The sequence below is a fragment of the Saccharopolyspora antiqui genome (assembly GCF_052246905.1).
Taxonomy (GTDB): domain Bacteria; phylum Actinomycetota; class Actinomycetes; order Mycobacteriales; family Pseudonocardiaceae; genus Saccharopolyspora.
In genome coordinates this window covers 142,285-162,316 of the sequence record NZ_JBQQBO010000001.1, presented here as the reverse complement: position 1 = coordinate 162,316, position 20,032 = coordinate 142,285, and the positions used below count along the sequence as shown (strand labels likewise).

General features: G+C 69.2%; 18 protein-coding genes. 11 read left to right on the top strand and 7 right to left on the bottom strand.

The window, feature by feature from the left end; translation table 11 throughout:
- The 7 genes from ACTWQN_RS00690 to ACTWQN_RS00660 all read left to right on the top strand — a co-directional run bounded on the left by ACTWQN_RS00690 (nucleotide 1) and on the right by ACTWQN_RS00660 (nucleotide 8,171).
- Nucleotides 1–984, top strand: coding sequence for an ABC transporter ATP-binding protein (locus ACTWQN_RS00690; RefSeq protein WP_443201294.1), 984 nt, complete (start codon nucleotides 1–3; stop codon nucleotides 982–984).
- Entirely contained in the window at nucleotides 981–2,015 is a 1,035-nt protein-coding gene (locus ACTWQN_RS00685; protein WP_443201293.1) for an ABC transporter ATP-binding protein, read from the top strand. The genes ACTWQN_RS00690 and ACTWQN_RS00685 overlap by 4 nt, the downstream gene beginning before the upstream one ends.
- Nucleotides 1,996–3,771: a gamma-glutamyltransferase family protein gene (locus ACTWQN_RS00680; RefSeq protein WP_443201292.1), complete on the top strand. Its 1,776-nt coding sequence runs from the start codon at nucleotides 1,996–1,998 to the stop codon at nucleotides 3,769–3,771. The genes ACTWQN_RS00685 and ACTWQN_RS00680 overlap by 20 nt, the downstream gene beginning before the upstream one ends.
- 7 nt (nucleotides 3,772–3,778) lie before the next feature.
- On the top strand, nucleotides 3,779–5,077 hold the full coding sequence (locus ACTWQN_RS00675) for an alpha/beta fold hydrolase (protein WP_443201291.1): 1,299 nt from the start codon (nucleotides 3,779–3,781) through the stop codon (nucleotides 5,075–5,077).
- A gap of 187 nt (nucleotides 5,078–5,264) precedes the next feature.
- Entirely contained in the window at nucleotides 5,265–6,470 is a 1,206-nt protein-coding gene (locus ACTWQN_RS00670; RefSeq protein ID WP_443201290.1) for a glycerophosphodiester phosphodiesterase, read from the top strand.
- A gap of 129 nt (nucleotides 6,471–6,599) precedes the next feature.
- Nucleotides 6,600–7,532 (top strand): aminoglycoside phosphotransferase family protein, encoded by a 933-nt coding sequence (locus tag ACTWQN_RS00665; protein WP_443201289.1) that lies wholly within the window; start codon nucleotides 6,600–6,602, stop codon nucleotides 7,530–7,532.
- 3 nt (nucleotides 7,533–7,535) lie between these two features.
- Nucleotides 7,536–8,171, top strand: coding sequence for a hypothetical protein (locus tag ACTWQN_RS00660; RefSeq protein WP_443201288.1), 636 nt, complete (start codon nucleotides 7,536–7,538; stop codon nucleotides 8,169–8,171).
- A gap of 171 nt (nucleotides 8,172–8,342) precedes the next feature.
- Here ACTWQN_RS00660 and ACTWQN_RS00655 read toward each other — a convergent pair whose 3' ends face one another.
- Nucleotides 8,343–9,158 (bottom strand): DUF899 domain-containing protein, encoded by an 816-nt coding sequence (locus tag ACTWQN_RS00655; RefSeq protein ID WP_443201287.1) that lies wholly within the window; start codon nucleotides 9,156–9,158, stop codon nucleotides 8,343–8,345.
- A 277-nt stretch (nucleotides 9,159–9,435) separates the two neighbouring features.
- The gene (locus ACTWQN_RS00650; protein WP_443201286.1) at nucleotides 9,436–9,801 is read right to left on the bottom strand and encodes a hypothetical protein; all 366 of its coding nucleotides are present in this window, start codon (nucleotides 9,799–9,801) and stop codon (nucleotides 9,436–9,438) included.
- A gap of 722 nt (nucleotides 9,802–10,523) precedes the next feature.
- Between ACTWQN_RS00650 and ACTWQN_RS00645 the strand changes: the two genes are divergently transcribed.
- Nucleotides 10,524–11,024 carry an SgcJ/EcaC family oxidoreductase gene (locus tag ACTWQN_RS00645; RefSeq protein WP_443201285.1) on the top strand — a complete coding sequence of 167 codons (501 nt, stop codon included), beginning with the start codon at nucleotides 10,524–10,526 and terminating at the stop codon, nucleotides 11,022–11,024.
- A gap of 8 nt (nucleotides 11,025–11,032) precedes the next feature.
- On the opposite strand, the gene ACTWQN_RS00640 is transcribed toward ACTWQN_RS00645, so the two are convergent.
- Together ACTWQN_RS00640 and ACTWQN_RS00635 are read right to left on the bottom strand one after the other, a co-directional pair.
- The gene (locus tag ACTWQN_RS00640) at nucleotides 11,033–12,391 is read right to left on the bottom strand and encodes a HAMP domain-containing sensor histidine kinase (RefSeq protein ID WP_443201284.1); all 1,359 of its coding nucleotides are present in this window, start codon (nucleotides 12,389–12,391) and stop codon (nucleotides 11,033–11,035) included.
- Nucleotides 12,388–13,044, bottom strand: coding sequence for a response regulator transcription factor (locus ACTWQN_RS00635; RefSeq protein ID WP_443201283.1), 657 nt, complete (start codon nucleotides 13,042–13,044; stop codon nucleotides 12,388–12,390). The genes ACTWQN_RS00640 and ACTWQN_RS00635 overlap by 4 nt, the downstream gene beginning before the upstream one ends.
- Nucleotides 13,045–13,261: 217 nt before the next feature.
- On the opposite strand from ACTWQN_RS00635, the gene ACTWQN_RS00630 reads away from it, so the two are divergent.
- Complete coding sequence (locus ACTWQN_RS00630) at nucleotides 13,262–13,717, top strand: hypothetical protein (RefSeq protein WP_443201282.1); 456 nt, start codon at nucleotides 13,262–13,264, stop codon at nucleotides 13,715–13,717.
- A gap of 135 nt (nucleotides 13,718–13,852) precedes the next feature.
- On the opposite strand, the gene ACTWQN_RS00625 is transcribed toward ACTWQN_RS00630, so the two are convergent.
- The 3 genes from ACTWQN_RS00625 to ACTWQN_RS00615 form a co-directional block, all read right to left on the bottom strand.
- Nucleotides 13,853–14,776, bottom strand: coding sequence for a terpene synthase family protein (locus tag ACTWQN_RS00625; protein WP_443201281.1), 924 nt, complete (start codon nucleotides 14,774–14,776; stop codon nucleotides 13,853–13,855).
- Between the two features lie 20 nt (nucleotides 14,777–14,796).
- Nucleotides 14,797–15,834, bottom strand: a complete 1,038-nt coding sequence (locus ACTWQN_RS00620) for a polyprenyl synthetase family protein (protein ID WP_443201280.1) — start codon at nucleotides 15,832–15,834, stop codon at nucleotides 14,797–14,799.
- A 176-nt stretch (nucleotides 15,835–16,010) separates the two neighbouring features.
- Nucleotides 16,011–17,378 carry an NsdA family TPR-like regulatory protein gene (locus tag ACTWQN_RS00615; protein ID WP_504230359.1) on the bottom strand — a complete coding sequence of 456 codons (1,368 nt, stop codon included), beginning with the start codon at nucleotides 17,376–17,378 and terminating at the stop codon, nucleotides 16,011–16,013.
- Nucleotides 17,379–17,812: 434 nt separating this feature from the next.
- On the opposite strand from ACTWQN_RS00615, the gene ACTWQN_RS00610 reads away from it, so the two are divergent.
- Both ACTWQN_RS00610 and ACTWQN_RS00605 read left to right on the top strand, forming a co-directional pair.
- Nucleotides 17,813–18,649, top strand: coding sequence for a thioesterase domain-containing protein (locus ACTWQN_RS00610; RefSeq protein WP_443201278.1), 837 nt, complete (start codon nucleotides 17,813–17,815; stop codon nucleotides 18,647–18,649).
- A gap of 1 nt (nucleotide 18,650) precedes the next feature.
- Nucleotides 18,651–19,913, top strand: a complete 1,263-nt coding sequence (locus tag ACTWQN_RS00605) for an MFS transporter (protein ID WP_443201277.1) — start codon at nucleotides 18,651–18,653, stop codon at nucleotides 19,911–19,913.
- The last annotated feature ends 119 nt before the right edge of the window (nucleotides 19,914–20,032 follow it).

Genomic DNA, 20,032 nt, shown 5'->3' with positions numbered 1-20,032 from the left:
ATGAGCCTGCTGGAAGTGTCCAACCTGCGGGTCGAATTCCACACCGAGGACGGCCCGGTGATCGCCGCCAAGGACGTCTCGTTCTCGTTGGCGGAAGGCGAGATCCTCGCCCTGGTCGGCGAGTCCGGCTGCGGGAAGTCGGTGACCGCCATGTCGATCCCGCGCCTGCTGGACCGCAACAGCACCACCCTCTCCGGGTCCGTCGTGCTGGACGGGGTCGAGCTGACCGGCCTGTCCGAGAAGCGGATGCGGGACATCCGCGGCGCGGAGATCTCGGTCGTCTTCCAGGAGCCGATGAGCTCGCTGAACCCGTCCTACCCGGTCGGCCGCCAGATCGCCGAGGTGCTCCGGCGGCACCAGCGGCTCTCCGGCGCGCAGCTGCGCCAACGCGTCGTGGAACTGCTGGAGCTGGTGGGCATCCCGGACGCGGCGCACCGGGTCCGGGCGTATCCGCACGAGCTCTCCGGTGGCATGCGGCAGCGCGTGATGATCGCCATCGCGGTGGCGTGCAACCCCAAGGTGCTCATCGCGGACGAGCCGACCACCGCCCTGGACGTCACGATCCAGGCGGGAATCCTCGACGTGATCCGCAACCTGCGCGACACCCTGGGCACCGCCGTCATCCTGATCACCCACGATCTGGGCGTGGTCGCGGACATCGCGGACCGGGTGGTGGTGATGTACGCCGGGCGCCCCGTCGAGCAGTCGCCGACCCGGGAGATCTTCGACCAACCGCAGCACCCGTACACCCTCGGGCTGCTCGGCGCGCTGCCGGGCCGAGCGGTGTTGCGCGGCGGGCGGCGTCGGCTCACCGAGATCCCGGGCCTGGTGCCGCCGCCCACTTCCGACCCGGACGAATGCCAGTTCGCGGCGCGGTGCGGCCGGGCCAGCGACGTCTGCACGGCGTCCCGCCCGGTCGCCGAGGAGGTCCGCGGCGACCACCTGGTGGCCTGCCACCACCCAGGACCGGGAGGTACACGATGAGCGACGACACCGTCCTGGAGGTCGAGGGACTCGTCAAGCACTACCGCGCGAACTCGCGGTTGCTGCGCAGGAACGGGCCGGTGCGCGCGGTCGACGGCGTCGACCTGCGCATCGCGGCGGGCGAGGTGCTGGGGCTGGTCGGCGAGTCCGGCAGCGGCAAGTCGACCGTCGGCCGGTGCATCGCCCGGCTGATCAACCCGACGGCCGGTACCGTGCGGCTGCTCGGCAAGGACATCTCCACGATCGGTCGACGCGAACTCCGGCCGCTGCGCCGCGATGTGCACGTCGTCTTCCAGGACGCGTACTCCTCGCTGAACCCGCGGATGACCATCGGCGCCATCGTGGCCGAACCGCTGCGCCAGCACGGCGACGGCGACCGCGCCGGGCGCCGCCGCCGGGCTGGCGAGATGCTCGAACGCGTCGGGCTCGGTGCGCACCTGGTGTCGAGGTACCCGCACGAGCTCTCCGGCGGCCAGCGCCAGCGGGTCGCCCTGGCGCGGGCGCTGGTCACCGGGCCGCGGCTGGTCATCGCCGATGAACCGGTGTCCGCGCTGGACGTGTCGGTGCAGGCGTCGATCCTGAACCTGCTGCTGGACCTGCGCCAGGACATGGGGTTCTCGTGCCTGTTCATCACGCACGACCTGTCCGTCGTGGAGTTCATCAGCGACCGCATCGCGGTCATGTACCTCGGCAGGATCGTCGAGACGGCGTCCCGGCAGGAACTGTTCGCCAACCCGCAGCACCCGTACACGCAGGCCCTGCTGTCGGCCGCACCGGTGCCCGACCCGGCGGGCGATCGTGCCGCGCAGCGGGTGGTGCTCAGCGGTGATCTGCCGAGCCAGCGCGGGCGACCGGTGGGCTGTTCGTTCGACCCCCGGTGTCCGGTGGCCGTGGACCGCTGCCGAGCCGAGGCCCCGGCACTCACCGCGGTCACCGCCGAGGATCACCTCGTCTCGTGCCATCTCGTCACTCCCAACGGAGGACCGGACATCTCGGGTGGAAGGAGCGGTCTTGTTCACCACACGCCCTGAAATCGTCGGCGACTTCGGCATGGTCGCCAGCACGCACTGGCTCGCGTCGGCGACCGGGATGAGCGTCCTGGAACGCGGCGGCAACGCCGCGGACGCCGCCGTCGCGGCCGGGTTCGTGCTGCAGGTGGTCGAACCCCACCTCAACGGACCAGGCGGCGAGGTGCCGATCCTGCTGTGGTCCCCGGACGACGAGCAGGTGCGGGTGGTCTGCGGTCAGGGCGTGGCCCCGGCCGCGGCCAGCGGCGCGCGGTTGGCCGAACTCGGGCTCGACCTGGTGCCCGGAACGGGCCTGCTGCCGACGGTGGTGCCCGGCGCGTTCGGCGCCTGGTTGCTGCTGCTGAAGCGGTGGGGCACCTGGACGGTTCGCGACGTCCTGGAACCGGCGATCCACTACGCGGAGCACGGCCACCCGCTGCTCGCGCGGGTCGCCGAGGCGATCGGCACCGTCGCGGAGATGTTCCGCGACGAGTGGCCGACGTCGGCGCGGACCTGGCTGCCCGATGACGCGGTCCCGACGGCCGGTAGCCGGTTCCGCAACCCCGTCCTGGCGAACACCTACCGGCGGATTGTCGAAGCGGCGGAGGCCGCGGACGTGGAGCGGGACGCGCAGATCGAGGCCGCGCACGACGCCTGGTACCGGGGTTTCGTGGCGGAGGCGATCGGCGCGTACTGCGCGTCAGCGGAGGTGCTGGACACGTCGGGCCGCCGCCACGGCGGGCTGCTGACGGCCGACGACCTCGCCGGTTGGCAACCCGGTGTGGAGGAGCCGACCACGTTCGACTACCACGGCCACACCATCTGCAAGACCGGTCCGTGGGGGCAGGGCCCGGTGTTCCTGCAGCAGTTGGCCCTGCTGGCGGGCTACGACCTGGAGGAGATGGGTCCGGGATCTGCCGACTGGGTGCACACCGTCATCGAGGCGGGCAAGCTCGCGTTCGCGGATCGCGAGGCGTGGTACGGCGATCCGGCGTTCACCGAGGTGCCGGTCGCGGAACTGCTGAGCCCGCAGTACAACGACGAACGCCGACGCCTGATCGGCGAGACCGCATCGCTGGAGTTGCGTCCCGGCGGGCCGGCGGGCCGCGCTCCGGTGCTGCCGCCCTACCCCGACATCCCGGTCACCGGTGCGGCGTCGGGTGCCGGGGAGCCCACCGTGGCGGCGACCGGTGAAACCCGGGGCGACACCTGCCATCTGGACGTCGCGGACAGCTCCGGGATGATGATCTCCGCGACCCCCAGCGGCGGCTGGTTCCAGGCCTCCCCCACCATCCCCGGACTCGGCTTCTGCCTGAGCACCCGCGGCCAGATGTTCTGGGTGCCCGACGACCTGCCGAACTCGCTGCGGCCCGGCGCCCGCCCGCGCACCACGCTGACCCCGTCGCTGGCGCTGCGCGACGGGCGGCCGTGGCTGGCCTTCGGCACCCCGGGCGGGGACTTCCAGGACCAGTGGTCGCTGCACGTCTTCCTCAACATCGTCCACGGCCGGATGAACCTGCAGGAGGCGATCGACGCCCCGGAGTTCCACTCCACGCACATGCCGAGCTCGTTCTACCCGCGCGACGCGCACCCCGGCGAACTCCTGCTGGAGAACCGGTTCGAGCCCGCGGTGATCGACGAACTGCGCAGGCGTGGGCACGTGGTGCAGGTGGAGGCGGACTGGGCCCTCGGCCGGGTCAGCGCGGTCGCCAGCGAGGACGGCTGGCTCAAGGCGGCCGCGAATCCGCGCGGCGCCCAGGGATACGCGGTCGGGCGGTGACGAGCTCATGATCAGCGCCGAGTACACCCTCCCGGGCATCCACGTCCGGGACCACCGGATATCCGTTCCGCTCAACTGGTTCGACGACCGGGACCAGGCCACGATCACGGTGTTCGCCCGGGAACTGGTCGACCCGGTCCGCCGCCACGAGGACCTGCCGTGCCTGCTCTACCTGCAGGGCGGGCCGGGCGGGAAGTCGCCGCGGCCGGTGACGCGGCGGAGCTGGATCGACCACGCGCTGCAGACGTTCCGCGTGGTGCTGCTGGACCAGCGCGGCACCGGCCGCAGCTCACCGGTGGACGGCGCGCTGATCGGTTCCCTCGACCCGGCGGCAGCGGCCGAGTACCTGACGTTCTTCCGCGCGGATTCCATCGTGGCGGACGCCGAACACCTGCGCAACGAGGTCTTCGGCGGGCAGCGGTGGAGCACCCTCGGCCAGAGCTACGGGGGTTTCCTCACCCTGACCTACCTGTCCCGCGCGCCGGAAGGGCTGCGCGCCTGCTACGTCACCGGCGGCCTGGCCAGCGTCCACCCGGACGCGGCCGAGGTCTACCGGCGCACCTATCCCCGGACTGCCGCGAAGAACCGCGAGTACTACCAGCGCTACCCGGCGGACGTCGAGCGGGTGGCGCGGGTGGCCGACCTGCTGACCGGTTCCGAGGTGCTCCTGCCGGACGGCGACGTGCTCACCGTCCGGCGGTTGCAGGCGCTGGGGCTGGACTTCGGCATGAAACCCGGCTTCGAGCGGATGCACTGGCTCTTCGACGAGGCGTTCACCGACGACGCGATGCAGCGGCTGTCACCGACGTTCCTCGGGCAGGTCTGGAACCGGACGTCCTATTTGGACAATCCGCTGTTCGCGGTGCTGCAGGAGAGCATCTACGGCACCGAGAGCAGCGGAGCCACCGCCTGGGCGGCGCAGCGGGAACGGGCCAACCACCCCGAGTTCGGGGAGGACGGCAGACCGTTGCTGTTCACCGGCGAAATGATGTACCCGTGGATGTTCGAGGAGATCCGCGCGCTTCGACCGTTCCGGGCCGCGGTAGACGTCCTCGCCGGGCGCGAAACCTGGACTCGGCTGTACGACCTGGAACGTCTCGCCGCCAACGAGGTACCGGTGGCGGCCGCGGTCTACTTCGACGACATGTACGTCGATTCCGGCCTGCAGTTGCAGACCGCCGACGCGGTCGGCAACCTGCGCGCCTGGGTGACCAACGAATACGAACACGACGGGCTGGACGGCGACCGCGTTCTCCCCCACCTGATGCGCCTGATCGACGATTTCGGCGGCCCGCGACCACGCTGAACGCGGCATCCCCCGAACCGTGTTGCGCCAAGCAGAGGTGGCTGCTGGCTGCCCACCTGGAAGTCCGCGCACGCGGAAAAGCGGAGAAGTCGAGGATGTGCTGCCCAGGCGTCATGCCCGGTTCACCGGGCGGTACGGCAATGCGCCGATAGTCCTAGCGGTCACCGACATCGTCGAGAGGACGAACATGTCATTGCCCACCGCACGCCGGTCTGCGCGTGCGCTGATCGCCGTCGCCGCGGTCACCGCTGGGCTGGTCGTCACCCAGACCAGCGCGAACGCCGACGAGGACCCCCGGATCGAGCAGTACCGGCAGGCGCTGGCCGAGTTGAAGCCGTTGGCTCAGCAGCCGCCGTGCGACGAAGTCCCGGAGCCGGGCCGTTGGGACGACGCGGGCACCCCGGACGAGGGGTCCGACAACGTGATCATCTCGGCGCACCGGGGAGCGTTGACACTCGCCCCCGAGAACACGCTGAAGTCCTACGAGTACGCCTTCGCTTACGGGGTCGACCTGGTGGAGGTCGATGTCCAGCAGACCAGCGACGGGCGTTTCGTGGCGATGCACGACTCCACGGTCGACCGCACGACCAACGGCACCGGCGAGGTCAAGAACCTGACCTTCGACGAGGTGCGGGCCTTGAACGCCGCCGACTACGCGCCCTGGATCGGCAGCGAGTACGACGGATCGCAGGTCGCCTCGCTCGATGAGATCCTCGCCCTCGCCAAGCGCGTTGGTCGCGGGGTCGAACTCGACATCAAGGGGTCGGTGACCGACGACAGCGAGGTCGCCGAACTGGTGGGGGACTACGGTCTCATCGAAGAGTCGATCCTCAACACCGGCGACCCGCAGGTCCTCGCCGCCGAGCCCGGTGCCCGGATGATCTACAACCGCGACACCTGGGAGCCGGGTTTCCTGATCTACGAGATCGCTGAGGTCTTCAAGGTGTTCGGCTCGCGGCTGGACGAGTACTCTCCCGAGTCCATCGCCGCGGCCCACGACGCGTGTTCGATCGTCATGCCGCACGCGTACGACGCCGGGGCCGACCAGGAAGTGGCCCAGTTCCAGCTCGCCCGGTCGATGGGCGCCGATGGCGTGCAGACCAACCAGCCCGCCCTGATCGTGGCCGCGGCCGGTGAGGCGGTCGACTCCGAACTGGTCGTCCGCGAGGCAGACGCCCAGGGCGACCTGTGCCTGGTCAACGCCAGCAACGGCATGGGCTTCCCCGGCAAGTCGGTGCACTTGGCCAAGGGCAAGGAGTCGCTCGACCTGACCACCGGCAACGGGGGCTGCGCGTCGGTGCCCGGGATGAACTGGCGTGGCGCATCCGTGTCGTTCGCGGGCGACGACGCCGTGCACGCGTCCACCGGAAGGCTCGTGCCGAACGTCGGCTGATTCCGCGCCGAGGCTGGGAAGTCCGGCACACCTGCTCGGGCTTCCCAGCGCATCCCCGACGGCTCGTCGCCGTGCCGATTTCGGGAGTTCCACGAGCTGCACCCCTCGACCCGGCCGTAAGGTGCCCGGGTGATCGAGATACCAGAAGCGTTCACGCGGAGCAGTGTCGAGCGGGACGGCGAGCCCGCAGCGGCGTGGCTCGTCGAACTTCCCGGGATCGTGGCAGAGCTGTTGGGGCGCTGGGAATGCGTGCCGGATGGCGAGGTCATGCACGGCGGTGTCGGGTTGATCGTCCCGGTGCGACAGCGGGCCGAGCGGAGCGCGGTGCTGAAGGTGTCGTTTCCGCACCCCGGCAATGTCCACGAACCGGAGGCGTTCGCGGTATGGGGCGGGCGCGGCGCCGTCCTGCTGCACGAGCGCGCTGACGAGCGGTTCGCGATGCTGCTGGAGCGGGTTCAGACCGCAACCCTGGCCGAAGTCGAGGACACCGACGAGATTGTGACGGTCGCGGGGCAGATCAATCGCCGACTGGCCATCCCCGCACCGCCCGGCCTGCCCCGGCTGCGGGCGCAGGCCGACGTCTGGGAGGAGGAACTGCGCCAGGATGCCCGGGAGCTGACGCACGCCCTGCCGCGCCATGCGGTGGAAGCCGCCGTGGCGACCGTCCGCGAGCTGGGCCGCGTCCAGCCGGACATCGTGATCCACGGCGACCTCCACCCCCGCAACATCCTGCGCGCCGAACGTGAACCGTGGCTGGCCGTCGACCCCAAGGGGTATGCGGGAGATCCCGCTTACGACGGCGGCACGCTGCTCAAGTCGCTCGCGCTGAAGCTCGTCGAAGCCGACGACCTGCGCAAGGCCCTGCACCGCGCCCTGGACCTCTTCGTCGAGGCCGCGGAACTCGATCGCGAACGCGTCCAGCGTTGGGCCCAGCTCCACGCCGTCCAGGCGGCGTTCTGGGCCCGCCGCCACGGATTCCGCATCGCCCGCGGCGGATCACGCTTGGACTCGCTCACCGAACTCGCAGACCACCTGGCCGAGCTGCTCACGGAACGCCCGTAGGTCGTGATCTCGCTGGCGGGATGCGGCACCGGAGATCTGCCGGTGACCGCCGGGAGCGCGGTACGACACGCGCCGCCTGCGGACCGGCACCGGATCGGAGACGCGCGTAATGACAAGATCAACAACATGCACGAGGCAGGGACAGCAACGAACTGTGAACCGGGGCAGGCATCGCACGGGCCGTCTTCCGAAGGCGATGAGCGCGACCATCCCGAACCGACCCCGATGGTGAACAGCTCAACCACCTTCGAGGACGATCTCGACGCCGAGCTGGTACGAGCTGCCCGCGCCTTCCTCACCGCCCGCCGCCTGACCCGGATCGGCCTCAGCATCACCGCACTCGGCGTGATCGCCGTCGCCATCGTGACGATTGCCGTCCTGACGGCAGAACTGCTGATACCGCCCGTCGCGATCTGGGGCGCCTACGCCGCCCTCGCCGTGGGCGTGGGGTTCTGGGGACTCGCCACGGGCGGCCGACATCTGACCGCAGACCGGTTGTGGAGCCTTCAACAACTCAACGCCACCCCATCCGACCAGCCGAACGACTCCCTGCTCCGCAAGGCCCACCGGCTGGCCCGCAGCGGATCAGCCGACCCCAACGAGAACACCGCTGAGCAACCAAGCCAGCAACCGAGCTGACTTCTAGGAGATCTCTCCTGCCGTGAAAACCTAGACGGCCCCGCTCCTACCAGGAGTCCTTCACCTTCCGGGCGAACCGCGCACCGATCGAGCGCGCGGGAGCCGTTCGCATCGTCCGGAGGTTCCGCCCGGCACCCAACACCTCTTGCCGACGCCGTCGGCGAAGGCGCGTCAGTGGTGGTGGCCGTGCCGACCGAGGGTCTCCACGGGGGTCGCGCCGGGGCGGGTCCACTGCGGAACGGGGCGGCTGGTCGGGCCCCAGGTAGCGTTCCCGTCCGCGTCCGAACGCCAGTACCAGCAGGCCTGGCGGCCCTCGGACGGGTGCCCCTCGCGAACATCGCCGATCATGGGCCAGCCCTCAGGGTTGTCCTCCCACGCCTCGCCCCGGCCGTAGGGCGTCATGTCGAGCAGGCCGAGCGACCCGTTGACCCGCTCGTTGCCACGGCCCGTCGTGGAGTAGGTGAGGAACACGCGGTCGCCGTCGCGCAGGAAGCAGGTGATGTAACCCATGCTGCCGCCGACCGGCGCCTCAACGTCGCGCACCGAGTACCAGGGCTGGGTGTAGCCCATGAACTCGACGTAGGAGGCCACCTCGTCCCAACGGCCCGTGGTCAGGATGGCGAACGAGACGCCGCGGGCGTTGAGGTAGACGGCGTCCTTCAGGTGCCAGGCCGTCGTGGTGCAGCCCTCGCACTGCCCCTGGTGCGGCGCGCCGTCGTACCACATGTGCTTGTAGACCACGAGCTCGTCGCGACCCTGGAACAGGTCCAGGAACGGGACCGGGCCGTCGGGTCCGGTGACCTCGACCGTCCCGTCGAGCTCCACCATCGGCAGCCGTCGGCGGGCCGCGGCGAGGGCGTCGCCCTCGCGGGTGTGTGCCTTCTCGCGGACCAGGAGCTCGTCACGGGCGGCCTGCCAGGTGGCCAGGTCAACGACGGGCGGGCGGCCGGGCAGCGCGGTGGTCGGGTCGTTCGGCGTGGTCGTCATGGTGTCCTCCGTGGTGTCTCGTGCTGGGCAGCGGCGTACGACGGTCACCAGAACAGACTCGCGACCCGGCCGGAACTCATCGCGGCAAGGGGCGCCCTCGGCCGAGCCTGCACGGACCACGTCGGGCTGACAAGTTCACAGACGCGCTCTGACAACGCTATGCCTCCTTTGCGTTGGCGGATGAATGCGAAACGAACGCGGCGGGTGCCCTGCTTCGATTCCTGCGAAGGGAAAAGATGTGGGCGGCTTTTCCCGCCCGGGGTTCCGACCGGATTGGCTACCGGGCTCCGCCGTACCGGTCCGGTCGATCTTCAAAAACGGCGAATCCCGCAAGGTCAACGGTCGTGTTCGGTAGGCTGCGCGCCACCAAGTCAATGAAGAGAGGACTTGATGACGACCACGCCCGGATGTAGCCCTTTTTGATGGCGAGCCAGTCGGCGCCTGCTGAGATCCCGGACGAGTGGACGGCGAGAATCCACAGTGGCCAGAGAATCAGTGGGGCAAGGACGAAGATCCAGAGCGACCACGTGCCCATCCAGCCGATGCCCCAGTCGCGGAGGCACATCAGGCCGAACATGATCGCCGAAACGATCAGACCGGACGTGATCGCCGAGTCGATCGTCGACTGGTACCACTCCAGCACCGGCCCTGGGCCTTCGGGCGCTTTCGGGTACCGCGCCAGTTTCGATGATCTGCGCGGCAGTTTCGTCCACACGGTGATCCGAGGCGCCTTCGGGGGGCGAGGGTCGCCGGTTTGCGGGTGGGGGCGTGGGGGGAGTGAGGTGGTCACGTTGCTCTCGCTCGCCTTGTCTGGTCATCTTCGGGTTGATGTCTTCCAGACGCTTGCCGATGTTGATCATGTCGTCGCTGAACTCGTCGATCGCGAAACCGCTCGACCGCTGATCGCCGGAACACCGCGCCCTGCCCGGCAGATGCCAGGCGGGGCGCTTGTCACTCCGCGGAACCACATCCGAGCTTGGTCACCGATCTCCGGCCTCGTCGACGTGCCTTCGCGCGCCCCTCGACGGTCGTGGCGAGAGGTCCTCGTGCTCCCCTGGCGGAGTTCGCTCTCACGCTGAGCCAGAAACCGTGCCTTCCAGTGCAAGCCGATCAGGGTAGGAACGCGGGCACGGGACAGGCGCTGTTGCCGCGCGCTGCCTCCTGATCGACGGCCTGCCGGGCGAGATTGACCACGGTGGCGTCGAGTACCGAGGTTCCAGTGCCATCGGCCAACTTTAAAGAGATCTTGGAAGAACCCTTGCCGGGTGTTGTTCTTTTGCTGCCCTGCTGCTTCCCCGCGTCACACGAAAGTGGAGATCGCCACCCGATCAAGCGCGGGAGATGACAATGAGTAACAACGGACGTATGCGTTCCGGAGGCATTGCCGCCTTGGCGCTGGCGGCGACCATGGCGGTCGCCGGATGCGGCAGCGCCTCCGCAGGGGACTCGCCGGAGCCGCAGTCGATGGCCGCCGCCACCGCCGCCCCGCCGAGTCAGCAGGAGATCGCGGCCCTGTTCGCCGACTGGAACCAAGCGCTGGTCACGCTGGACCCGCAGCGGGTCGCCGACCAGTACGCCCCCGAGGCGGTGCTGCTGCCCACCATGTCAAACCAGGTGCGCACCAACCGCGCGGAGATCGTCGACTACTTCCAGCACTTCCTGGAAGGCAAGCCGCAGGGCCAGATCCTGCAGTCGCACGTGGAGGTGCTCGGCCCGAACGCGGCGATCGACTCGGGAACCTACCGGTTCGCCCTCAACACCAACGGCACGCCGAGTGCGATCGACGCCCGCTACACCTTCGCGTACGAGCGGATCAACGGTAAGTGGCTGATCGTCAGCCATCACTCGTCGGCCATGCCGGAGTAGGTCTGGTGCTACGAGGCGCGGAGCGCGATCCGGACGCACAGCCCGCCCGTGTTGGCCGCGTCGAGCCGCACGCTGCCGCCGTCGTCGGAAACCAGCTGCTTGACGATCGCCAGCCCCATGCCCGAGCCGGAGCGACCGGTCAGGCCGGGGCCGCGCCAGAAGCGATCGAATGCCCGCTGCCGGTCGGCGGCGGGCATTCCCGGTCCTCGGTCGATCACCTCGATGACCGCCTGCGCGGATTCCCGTCGGCTCAGCACCGTGATCGTGGCGTGGTCCGGGGAAACCTCCAGCGCGTTGGACAACACGTTGTCGAGCACCTGCTCCAGGTGCCCCGGACTGGACAGCGCGCACAGTTCCGGGTCGGCGAAGTGGTGCTGGAGCGTGACACCGCGTTCCTCGGCGGCCGCGCGCCAGGTGCCGAACCGGTACGCCACGACGTCGACGATCCGCACGGATTCGAGAGTGGACACCGTCGATTCGGCCCTCGCCAAGGTGAGCAACCCGTTCACCAGCCTGCTCATCCGCACGACCTCGGCGGTGGCGTGCTCGACGTCCTCGCGCACCTCCGGGTCGTCCACCCCGTCCGCGATGTTGTCCAACGACAGCCGGAGGGCGGTGAGCGGGGTGCGGAGCTGGTGGGAGGCGTCTCCGATGAAGGCGCGCTGCGATCCGACCAGGGTGTCGATGGTTCCCGTCGCGGTGTTCAGCGTGCTGGCGAGCGTTCGCGTCTCAGGCGGCCCGGTTTCCGCCGCCCGCGCGGTGAGGTCTCCGTCGCGCAGCCTGCTGGCCATCCGGTTGAGGTCCCGGAGCGGGCGGGTGAGCCGCCGCGCCAAGAGCACGCCGAGCACCGCCGCCACGACCAGCACCGCGATGGCCAGGACCAGCCGGAAACCCCAGATCAGCCACAGCCCCTCGTCCAGCGGCGCCGACGGGTGGCTGACCCGAACAGCGCCGACGATCGTGCCCTCCGGTGTCCTGGCCGGTATCGCCAGCACGAGCCCGTCGGCCCGCAGGGCCGGTGCGTACTCCCACCGCGCTGATTCCCGACCGGCGAGTGCGGCGGTGAACGCCGCATCGTCGACCTCGACCGGTACCGGCAGCGAACCCACGGCCGTGCGGTCGGCCGACAGCACGTCCACCCGGCCGGGCGTCTGCCGCTGGTAGGCGTCGATGAGCCGGGCCAACGCCTGCCGGGACGGTGCGTCGTCGGTGGCCAGCAGCAACGCGGCCGTCGCCGCTTCGCGGCGCGCGGAGTTCTCCGCCTCGCCGTAGAGCTGCTCGGTGAGCAGGAACGCCACCGGGACGGTGAAGGCGACGACGGCCACCGCGACCAGCAGCACATAACTCGCGACGAGCTGGCGGATCACGTCAGCACCAACCGAAATCCGACGCCGCGCACGGTCTCCACGGAAACAGCGTCACCGAGTTTCTGCCGCAACGCGCTGACGTGCACGTCCAGCGTCTTGGTGGGGCCGAACCAGTTGGCGTCCCACACCGCCTCCATGATCTGCTCCCTGGTGAACACCGCCTCCGGCGCCTCGGCGAGGAACGCCAGCAGGTCGTACTCCTTGGGGGTCAAGGAGATTTCGGCACCGTCGACGTGCACCCGCCGCCCCGGCCGGTCGATCACCACCCTGCTGGACAGCTTCGCCTCCGACTGCACCGCCGCGGGCCGAACCCGGCGCAGCACGGCGCGCATCCTGGCGATGACCTCCCGGACGCCGAACGGCTTGGACACGTAGTCGTCCGCACCGATCTCCAGGCCCACCACCCGATCCGTCTCGTCCGCCCGGGCGCTGATCACGATGATCGGCACATCGCTGCGAGCGCGCAGTTCGAGGCAGACGTCCAGCCCGTCCATGTCGGGCAGGCCGAGGTCGACGAGCACCAGGTCGGTCGGCCCCGCCTCCAGCGCCCCGGCGCCGGTGCGCACCCATTCGACGTCGAAGCCGTATCTGCCAAGACCCCGTGTTAGGGATTCCGCGATGGGTTCGTCGTCTTCGACCAGCAGTACCCGCATGACAAGATCTTTCCATGTGATGGCCGAATCTGAAGACGGGATCGTTGCAGAAGCGGTGTGGCCGAGAACGGGTAACGCACGTGTCGGAGGCCGTCGGGGACCCCTCCCGAGGGGGCGCCGCTACCTTGTTCGCATGCAGATCCTTCCGAGGGCCCTGGTCAACTGAATGGCCGAATCGCTGACCTGGACGCAGGAACCTGGCTTGATACCAACCGGTATGCCACTGGCGCGCGGCTGCGGCTGCGTCAGCGGGATCGTGGTCGGCAGCCTGGCGGCGCTGGTGCTCTGCCTGGGTTTGGGGTTGGCGTGGTGGTGGGGTGCCGCCGCCTGGGCGGCAGCGTTCGTCCTCGGCGCGGTGATCGGTCGCAGCATCAAACGAGACATGGTGGAACGCATCGAGTTCACCCGGTCTCAGATCCACCTGACGAGTTCGACCTCCGCCCGCACCGTGGAAATCGGCTCGGTGATCGAGATCAACGTGCTGCACTCGGGTGATGCGGTCGCAGACCGGCGCACCACGCTGCAGGTTCGTTTCGCCAGCTCGAACAGACTGGTCAAGACCGTGGGCGTTACCAACCGGCGCGACGCCACGCTGGCCAGCGCATTGGCCCGGTTGCTCGGACCCGAAATCCGAATCCGGGAAACCACGACCAACCCGGTGCGGGACACCTGATCCCGCAGGCCCACGAGCGTCGGGCAGCTGCTCGGTGTCGGGCTAATGTTCACAGCAGTTCGAGATAAGCGGGCTCGTGCTGGGGAACCAGGCGTGCATATCGCTGTGTTCGGTCGCTCCAGTCCAGGTAACCGGTCATCGCGAGCCGCAGGCATTCGGCGAACCGGTGCGCGGTGGCTGTTTCAGCGTCGGTGAACTGGTTCGCCGCGCAGACCGCGCCCAGCCCGTTTTCGAGATCGTGGAATTCGTGGGCCGGCCCCAGGAATTGATCCTCGCGGTGATCTCGGCGACGCTCTTGTCGCGCGTGCAGTGGTTTTCGTGCTCGATGACGAGAACCATGTTGTGCACGTCGCCGCGGGATTCCTCCTTCTCCACCGAATGCACGTCGTTGCCGATGGAGACGACGTCGGTGGTGATGTCCACCATGCGCCGCATGATCGGCAGCTCGTAGATCCGGCGGCTCGTTTCGAATCCGTAGACGGCTTCCGTCAGGTCCATCATGATGTAGACGTAACCGGAGCGGCGCCGCATTTCGAAGTACTCGTCGTAGGTGGGGATCCGCTTTCGGGCGCGGTTGTTGGTTTCCTCGACGTACGCATCGAGGCACCACCGGAAGTGCTCGACCGCGCGATCAGTCCAATAGGGAGTCCGGCCGTCGCACATCCGCGACCAGACCTCGGCGAACGCACGCGGCAGCGGACCCGCCCCGGCGGATACCGCGCTGGGGGTGGCAGCGCCAGCCCGTGCGATGGCGAGGAACTCCGCGCACGATCGCACGACCTCCTCGGGACGATCCGCCAACTGCCCGTCGAACTGGTCGTCGAGCATCGTCCAAACGTTGAGCGTGTTCACGGCGAGATCCAGTTCCGGGCCGGTGGCCAACGGCACCCAGAGCGCCATCAGACCGGCGATGTCCCAACCCAGGAACCGGCGTTCGGACGTCGCATCGGTCACCAGATGGCGATCCCTGGCCCAGTGCAGGGCGCGGATGCGGGCTGCGTCGGCATCGGGACTGGTGCGGGCGGAAAACGGCAGCTGGAAATCGATGCCCTGAGGCACGATCGGCTCCTTCTCGTCGGTCAGCGGTCGCGTCGGGTGATCAGCCGGGCCAGCGTCAACAGGTCTGCGTGCGCCGCTGGGGCGCACTCGGCCGCGTGGAGGTACGCGGCCGCGTCGGCGAGTCGATCGGCGGCCTGCCGGGCTGCCCAGGCACGACCACCGGCCGCTTCGACCAGGTCGGCGGCCCTGGCGATCTGGTCGGTGTTCAGCGGGCCGTCGCCGTCGTAGACGCTCGACAGTTCGCGCCCGGCCGCCGTGTCCGACGTCAGTGCCGCCACCACGGGCAGCGACTTCTTGCGACGCGCCAGGTCCGCACCGGCCGGTTTGCCGGTGACCGCTGGATCGCCCCAGATGCCCAGCAGGTCGTCGACGAGTTGGAACGCCATGCCGAGTTCGTGGCCGAAAGCCCGCATCGCATCGACCTGCGCCGGTCTCGCCCCGGCGGACAACGCGCCCAGACCACACGAACAGGCCAGCAGCGCGGCCGTCTTGTCCGCCGCCATGGCCAGGCATTCGCCCAGGGAAACATCGGGTCGCCGCTCGAAGGCGACGTCCTTGGCCTGTCCGTCGCACAGGCTCACCACGCAGCTGCTGAGCCGCTTGGCGGCCGAGGCTGCCGACGGTCCGCGCAGCACGGTCCGCACGGCCAGCGCGAGCATCGCGTCGCCCGCGACGATCGCCCGGTCCGTGCCGAAAACAGCCCACGCGGTCGGCCGGTGGTGGCGGATCAGGTCGCCGTCGATGACGTCGTCGTGCAGCAGGGAGAAGTTGTGCACCAGCTCCACGGCTGCCGCGGCGGGCGTCGCGTCGGACACCTCGCCACCCATGGCGGTGGCGGACAGCAGGACCAACGTCGGCCGCAGCGCCTTGCCCTGAACGGCGTCACCTGGGCGGCCGTTCTGGTCCCACCAACCGAGGTGGTAGCCGACCATCTGCTCGATGAACGCCGACAGCTCGGACACCGCGTCGCGGAGGGCGGGTTCCGTCGTTCGTCTGCCCCAGTCGAGCAACTCCGACGCCGATCGGGTTTCGGCGGCGGTCGGCGATATCTGTTCCATGGGAACAATTAGTGACCAGAACCCGTTGGCGGCGACAGCGTCGCCGGACGTCGATGTGTTTCAAATCCGGTGCTGTTGAACCACGGCGTGGCGCAGTTCCAGGCGCACGGGCGGTCATCTCGGGCACCACACGCGGCCGATCGCGTTGCGGCCAACGTCCGGCGAACGCCGAATTCTTAATGATTCTCCGGTGCGAGTCCCGCGATAACCCGGCCCAGCCGCTGCACCGCTGGATTGTGCTGATGGGGGCGAACCAGCGCGCGGAGGTTGATCAGCGCCGAATCCGCGCGGGCCGACTGGATGTGCGGATAGTCGGCGAGGAACTGGGTCCAGGTGCGGCAGGCGAGTTCGAGTTGCCCGTCAGCGGCTTGGAGTTCGGCCAGGCGCGCCAACATGATCGCCCGGGACCGACGCTCACGCGCCGGGCGGTGCCGGACGGCCGCGGGCAGCGCCCTGGTCGCGCCCGCCCGATCACCCAGGCACGCCGCGACCGCTGCCCGCTGATGCGCGAAGGACGCGTCGTGATAGGTACCCACCGGCGGTGGGTCCGCGGCCACGCGGTCCAGGTGGCGTTCGGTGGCGGCGAGATTCGCGGTGGCCTGCCGCCGGTTCCCGGTCGCGGCATGCGCGACGGCCAGTTGCCCGAACAGAAAAGCACACGTCCGCTGCGACGCCGTCCGCGATCCCGCGCGGACAGCGGCCTCGGCCAGGTCGACGGCCTGCTGGTAATGACCGAGGCACCGCGCCTGCACGCTCAGCGCCCGCAGCGCCAACGAGTACGAGGTTTCGTCGCCCGCTTCGGCGGCCAGGCGCAGACTGGCCAGGTAATAGCGTTGGGCGATGCCCTGCAACTGGTCGTCGAAATTCATGAAACCGCAGAGATACGCCAGCCGGGCGGCGACCACGAGCAGGTCGCGCCGCACGGACGGCGCGGCGTCGGCGCCCAGCCACGGCCCGACGACCCGGCCGAGGTACGCCGACAGCGCCGCACGTCCGCAACCGCCGCCGAACGTGGAATCGGCGTCGGAGAACAACGGCAGCATCAGTTCCGCGGCCGACACCTCCGAGCGCCCGATCCGATCGCAACGCCCGGAATGCGGTCCCGGATCCGCGCGGCCGGTGATCGCCTGGTGCCAGTCGGGCACCCGCAGCGACTCCAGGTGGTACACGCATCCGGCTGCGGCCGAATGATTTCCCTCAGCCACAGCAACGAGTTCGACGAGCCGGGCGACCGGATCGTCGGCCCACCAGCGCGCGGCTGCCTGCCGGTCGTCCGCTGACCCGCGTTCGGTCTCCAGGCCGGTTTCGGCCACGCTGACCGGGCGGCCCAGCCGACGCGAGAGCGCTTCCGCCACCAACTCCGGAACGGGTGGTCGCGGCCGCACCCCGGACAGCCAGTGCGCCACCGCGGAACGCTGGTACCGGAGGTCCAGACGTGTTTCGAAACCCGCCGCATTAACAGCTTTCGCCAGTGCTTCACCTGTCCATCCGGCTTCGCGCAAAAGGGAGCGCAGCCGCTGGTTGGGAATCCGGTGCACGCCCATTGTTATCAATGACTCCGCAGCAGGGTTCGGACCCTTCCGCATCCTAGCGCCGTCGGCCATCCAGCGACCGCCGTTCGCGGCATGCCCACACCGCATTGACCCTGATGGCCCACTGATCACCCGACCCGCTGCGGGCCGCGCCGGTGCGTCCGGGCTGTCCTGGGCGATCAGATGAGCACGACCGAATGTTTCGCCGGTTTGGCCTCAGATGGCGTTGGCATCTTGTGACCAGGCGCGAAGCTGCCAGGCGCGACGTCGTGACACCGGCGGGCCTGATCGGCAGTCTCATGAACCACATCCGCGGAAAGAGAACTGGGGCTGGATCCAGGGGATGCCGACCAGGTAATTCCCGTCTTGACTTCGCCTTCGGGCCTTCACCGCACGGAAATCGCACTGACGTCAACCCGACAACCGCTCGGATGAGAGGAGCATCAATGAGCGCAACCGTCTTGGACCACTCATTGGTCGACGATTTCGAGACGCTGTGGAATACGAGCAGCGACACCACGCGAACACGTAGTCTCGTCCCCATTTCGACCGGATCTGGAACTCCGATCTTCTGCGTGCACTGGGGGTCCGGGAACATTCGGTTCGTTCGCCGCACGAGCGGCGAATGGAGCGCTGGCCGCCCGGTGTTCGGCTTCGAGGCCGTGGGGCTGCACGACGCAGCCCGTCCACTGGTCTCGGTGGCCGAGATGGCGGACCGGTACGTGCGAGAGATGCGCGCCGCTGCGCCACGCGGGCCGTACGCTCTGGTCGGCCTGTGCTCGGGCGCCCAGATCGCGTTCGAGATGGCGCAGCGCCTCGCCGCCGCCGGAGAAGCGGTCGAACTCCTCGCCGTGGTCAACGGAGTTTGCCCCGGAGTGCAGGTTTTCAACCCGCGGTGGGCGTTGCGGGACATCTACGACCTCCGCCTCGCCAGCCTGCGCCGCGACTTCAACGCCGACGATCTCGATCTCCACCTGCCGCGCGTGTTGAGCTCGCTCAAGCGACAGCATTGGATCGACGAGCACGCCGAACGGGAACACTTCTACCGGCACCAATTGGTTTGGGCGGCGAGCGCATACGCGCAGGAGCACTATGCCGCCACGACCTACGACGGACCGATCCACGTATTTCGATCTGCCGACGCCCGTGGCCCCGGCGAAGTGCCGTGGGATCGCGTCGGATCGAACGTGATCACGCGGGTCGTTCCCGCGCTCGACAGTCCCGCGGCGATGCGGGATCCCGCCTTCACCAGGCTGTTCAGCCGACTCGACGACGGAAGCTGACATGGTTGTTTCCAAACTTCTTCCGCAGACTCGTACCGAACGGGTTCTCGCTGTCGCGACCCTGGCCGACTCGATCGGCACGGGCCTCTACACCACGGCCGGGATGCTCTTCTTCACCCATGTCGTGGGCTTGAGCGCAGTAGAGGTCGGCTTGGGGATGGCGCTGGCCGGAATAGCCGGGTTCCTGGCCCCGATCCCGCTCGGGCACCTGGCCGACCGGTTGGGTGCGCGGGACGTCGCGATGGCGCTTGCCGGGGTCCAGGCGATCCTGATGGCCGGGTTCGCGCTGGTCCAGTCCTTCTCGGGCTTCCTCGTGGTGGTGGCGCTCTTCTGCGCTGCCGAACGCGGGACTTGGACCGCCCGCTCCGCGATGGTGGCCGGATTGCTTCCCGGCAGTTCCCGCGTCCGCGCCCAGGCTTACATGCGCAGCGTCTTCAACGCCGGTGTCTCGGTGGGCGCACTGCTGACCGGTGCGGCGCTGGTGTCCGACAGCGCTGGTCTCTACGTGGCCCTGATGCTCGGCAACGCCGCCTCATTCGCCCTCTACGCCGTGATCGTCGGCCTGCTGCCCCGCGTTCCCCCGATACCGCGGGTCGGGTCCGCCACGGCGAGAACGCTGCCGGTCCTGCGGGATCTGCCGTACCTCAGCGTCGGGCTGCTCAACGGGATCCTCTCCATCCATCACAGCGTGCTGCTGATCGGCCTGCCGCTGTGGCTGAGCGAGCACACCGAGGTGCCCCGAGTGGTGCTCTCGTGGCTGTTCCTCCTCAACACGGCGATGGCGGTCTTGTTCCAGGTGCGGGCCAGCCGCGGCTCCGACACGGTGCGCGGTGCCGCGCGAGCGTTGGGGACGTCCGCCATAGCGACGGGCGGGGCTTGTCTGCTTTTCGCACCAGCCGCCCATGTCTCGGCCCTACTCGCCGCCTGCCTGCTGGCCGCCGGGACCGTCGCCCTCACCCTCGGCGAGCTGCTGCAGTCCGCCGGGTGCTGGGGACTGTCGTTCGGGCTGACCAAAGGCGGCGCCCACGGGAGCTATCAGGGCGGCTTCTCGCTGGGCGACGCGCTCCGGGACACGCTGGGCCCGATTCTCGTCGTGTCGCTCGCGATCTCCCACGGCGTCGTCGGCTGGCTGATCCTCGGCGGCATGTTCGTCGTCGCGGGTGCGCTCGTGGCACCGGCCGCGCGTTGGGCACAGGCACATCACCAACCCGATGCGGTGGCCAGCGCAGATGACCGAGTTCTGGCCACGGCTCACGCCGGATAGCGCTGAACGCCTGAGGCGGCCCGTTGCCGTTGAGCAACGGGCCGCCTCTTGTTGCTGTGAAAGGAGATTACCGGCTTGCGAGCTGGGGCTTCCAAGGCGCGCCGCCGTGCGCAAAGACC